The 3,687-nt window shown below is 76.3% G+C and carries 2 protein-coding genes; both read right to left on the bottom strand.

Going from position 1 to position 3,687, the window contains the following annotated elements:
* Positions 1–58 precede the first annotated feature (58 nt).
* Entirely contained in the window at positions 59–1,990 is a 1,932-nt protein-coding gene (locus tag CCN72_RS03380) for a TOMM precursor leader peptide-binding protein (RefSeq protein WP_086806258.1), read from the bottom strand.
* A partial coding sequence (locus CCN72_RS03375; protein ID WP_086806257.1) for a TOMM precursor leader peptide-binding protein occupies positions 1,980–3,687 on the bottom strand: 1,708 nt, incomplete at its 5' end. The genes CCN72_RS03380 and CCN72_RS03375, both read right to left, overlap by 11 nt.

The raw sequence follows: 3,687 nt of genomic DNA, 5'->3' as shown, positions 1-3,687 counted from the left end.
GTGGAGTGTCGGGGCGTGGGGTGTCGGGGTGCGGGGTGCCGAGGTGCGGGGTGTCGGGTCAGGGGAAGGGATGCGGCGCCGGATTGAGATCGGCGGGCGCCAAGTCGTCGTCCCGCAGGCCTGCTTCGCGCAGCGCGGTGCGCATCCGGGGCATCAGCGGGGCGCGTTGGCGGCTCGTGCCGAAGTCGATCGGGAGCAGGCCGGGCACCAGGACCTTCACGGTGTGCAGGCCCAACTCCCGCTGTTCCGGGGAGGTCTGGTCGACCACGACGACGTCGAAGCCGTGCGCTGTGACGGCGCCGACGCACGCCTCCACATCGGTGCGCAGATCGGCGGCGGGCAACAGGGCGCCCTTCCCGGTGGCGAGGGAGGCGAGCGGCACCCGTTCGGCGTCGTCGCGGCCGCGCAGCAGGAAGTCGGTGTGCCGGCCCATCTCGGGCAGCCCGTACAGCAGGGGGTGGTCGTGCAGCACCTGGACCTGGCCGAAGTCCCCCGCCATGCGCCGCAGTCGGGGTTCGTCGCGGGCGGTGCGGCGGCGCAGGTTGACCGAGTCGGTGGCGATCTCGCACAGACCCCCGGCGAGCGCGGCCTCGGGGTCGAGGGAGGCGCCCGCGCCGAAGCAGAGCAGTCCGGGTCCGCCGTCGACGCGTTCGGCGACGGCGGTCACCACCGGTACCGGGAAGGTGACGCGGGTGTCGAAGAACCGGGCCCGGTAGCCGTACATCGCCAGCCGGTCGACCATGGCGCGGGTCGCGGCCCGGGTGCTGCTCGCCGGGTCGATCTCGGGCAGCCGGAGCCGGCCGAACCAGGCCAGCAGGAAGGCGTCGCGTTCCACGGTCTCCATCAGTCCGTGGTAGACGGCCTCGGTCAGACTGCCGCCGGAGGCACAGCCGTTGGAGCTCTCCTGGACGAAGCGCCGCCGGATCCCGCCGGGCGCGTGGTAGTAGGCCACGACCTCGGGCACGAGGACCGGCCGGTCGTCGCGCAGCGACCAGCCCCACACCCAGTCCACCGGGCGGTCCGGCGCGAACCGCGGCACCTCGGGGGCGGTGGCGTGGAAGGCGTCGGAGTACAGGCCGGTGACGCGTGGGTCGACGGCGAGGTCCCCGAGGTCGTCGAGGGTCGCGCGGAGCACGGTCCGTTTGGCGCGGGCCCGCATCCCGGCGAACCGCTCCAGGCCCTCCAGCACTCCGACGCGCACACTGGTGCCGTAGGAGTCGGTGTGGCCGCCCCAGTAGCACTCCCGCAGGTAGTCGCCCGAGCGGGTGGTGAAGGCGCCGATGACCGAGGAGGTCGAGGCGGAGGCCAGGTCGGGTGCGAAGGAGGGGCCGAGGGCGCCGGTGACGGGGTTGACGAACGCCTGCGGCACCAGGTCGTACGCGGCGAGCGGGCGTGCGCGGAAGTCGGCCGGGTCGTGCTTGGCGCCGGGGTCCAGGGTGATCCTGGCGCCCTCGGCGGTGTCGTCCGGCCGGGTCCCGCAGCACGGGCACTCGCCGTCGGGGACCAGCGCGATCCGGGAGACGCGCAGGGTCTCCAGGTCCAGCAGCCACACCCAGGGGTGCCGGCCGCCCCGGTCCCCGCGGGCCACCGCCGTGACCAGTGCGGCGAGGGCGTCCACCGTGAAGCCGGCCAGCCAGGGCGGGGTGCCGGTGGCCCGGGGGCCGGTGCCGCGTTCCAGCGCGTCCCGCAGATATCCGGCCCGCACCGCCTGCCAGCGGCGCGCGAGGCACCGGGGGCAGCCGGGCGCGCCGTCGGCCGGTACGGGACCGACCAGGGCGTGGTGTCCGTACAGACCGACCGGTACCGCGTCCCGCGTGAACTCATCGGCGTCGACGGCGAGTTCGTCGCGGACGCCGAGCGGGGTCACGGTCACCGGCGGGGTGCCCGGGCGCCCGGCGAGGGCGGCGGTGAGCGCGGCGCACACCGCGTCCCACGGCCCGGCGGCCGTGGGCGGGGCGGGGTGCGGAGCGGTCACGGTCTCAGTGGGCACGACGCGTCCCGCGGGTCAGCACGACACGCGACGCGAACACGGCGCCCTCGGCGAGGTCGGGCGCGGTGACCCGCACCGCGAACGCGTCCCGTCCGGCCGCGGCGAGCCCGTCGAGGACGGCGGGCCAGGTGGTCCGCGCGGCGGGGGCCGGTACGACGCCGTCGGGGACGAGGGTCGCCGCGTCCAGGTCGGCCCACAGCGGGTCACCGGCGTCGGACTCGCCCCCGGCGCGCCGCAGTTGCTCGGCGCCGAGCAGATCGCGCAGCGCCTCCAGGACGGCCTCCCGGTGCCGCAGCCCGCTGCCGGTGGCCCAACGGGTCACGCCGCTGGGCTCGTCGGTGAACCGGGCGAGCACGACCGGCAGCAACGGGCCTCCCAGGTCCAGGACTTCGGCCGTGACACCGAGGTTCTCCGCCGAGCGCAGCAGGAACCGCAGTTCCGGGTCCTCGGTGAGGGTCGCGGGGTCCACGGTGCGTACCGGGTGGGTGCGGCGGACGGCGGCGTGCAGCGCGTCCTGGGCGAGCGCGGTGCGCAGGGCGCGGGCGAGTGCGGCCCGGGGGCTGCCCGCGGCGCCGGTGCCGGCGGAGCTCCGCTCGAACAGGCCCGCGTCGTTCCAGCCGCCGAAGGTGCGCACGGCGCCCGCGGGCACCAGTACGGTCCGCCCGTCGAGCAGCGAGGTGGCCTCGCCGAAGTGGGCGATCCGGTCGGCGGGCACGTCCAGGCCGCTGGAGACGGCGAGTTCGGCGGGGGCGAGGCGGGTCCACTTCCCGGCTGCGGCCTCCAGCGCGGCGGCCGTCAGCACCTGGGCCGGTACGACGTGTTCGACGTACACCTCGGCGGCTCGGAACAGCGCGTTCAGGCGGGCCCCGGCGACATGGTGGACATCGGCGGCGGACACCTCGCGGGTCCGTCCGGGGGCGAGACCCAGCCGTACGGTGCCGATCTTGAGCGGTGTCTGCTCCCACTCGTCGTCGGCGTACGCGGTGAAGACGCCTGCCGCCTCGCGGACCAGGACGTCGCGCTCCTCCAGCGCGGCGAGCGCGGCACGGGCGGCGTCCTCGTCGGCGGCGCCGTCGGCGGGCGCGGCGGCGGACTCGTCCTCGGGGTGGGCGGTGCGCAGGGCGTCGACGCCCTCCGTGTGCTCGCCCTCGGGGGCGGCGGAGCAGTAGGGACATCGGGGATGCGGCAGCAGCGGCTCCGTCAGCACATCGAGGGAGTCGAGGTCCTGGACGACGAGCCGGCCGCGGGTCTCGGCGGGCAGCGCCCCGGTGACCAGGCGGAACACCTCGAAGGCAAGGAGATTGCCGAGCATCCCGGCGAGCGGGCCGCCGATGAGCGGCGCGGGGGTGCCGAGCGGTGCGGCGGGTCCGACGGACGCCCACAGGTCGGCACTGTCGGCCGCGTCGGTGCCCGCGCCCAGCCGCAGCGCGGCGCAGCACCAGCAGCCGGTGTGCCCGGCGGTCATCTCGGGGCCGATGACGGCGCGGTCGCCGAAGGTCCACGCGCCGAGCAGCCGGCGCCCGGCCGGCACGCCCTCGCTGAGCAGCCGCAGCAGTTGCCGGGATCCGGCGGCGGGGGTCACCAGGACGGTGTCCCAGCCCTCCAGTTCGGCCCAGCCGTACGTGCCGTCGGAGGCTTCCCCGAGGCGGGCGAGCCGGGGAGCGCAGCCCGCCTCGGCGAGGGCGGCGGCCTCGGCG

The sequence above is a fragment of the Streptomyces murinus genome, assembly GCF_002154555.1.
Taxonomy (GTDB): Bacteria; Actinomycetota; Actinomycetes; order Streptomycetales; family Streptomycetaceae; genus Streptomyces; species Streptomyces murinus.
This window is presented reverse-complemented; position numbering and strand designations above follow the sequence as displayed.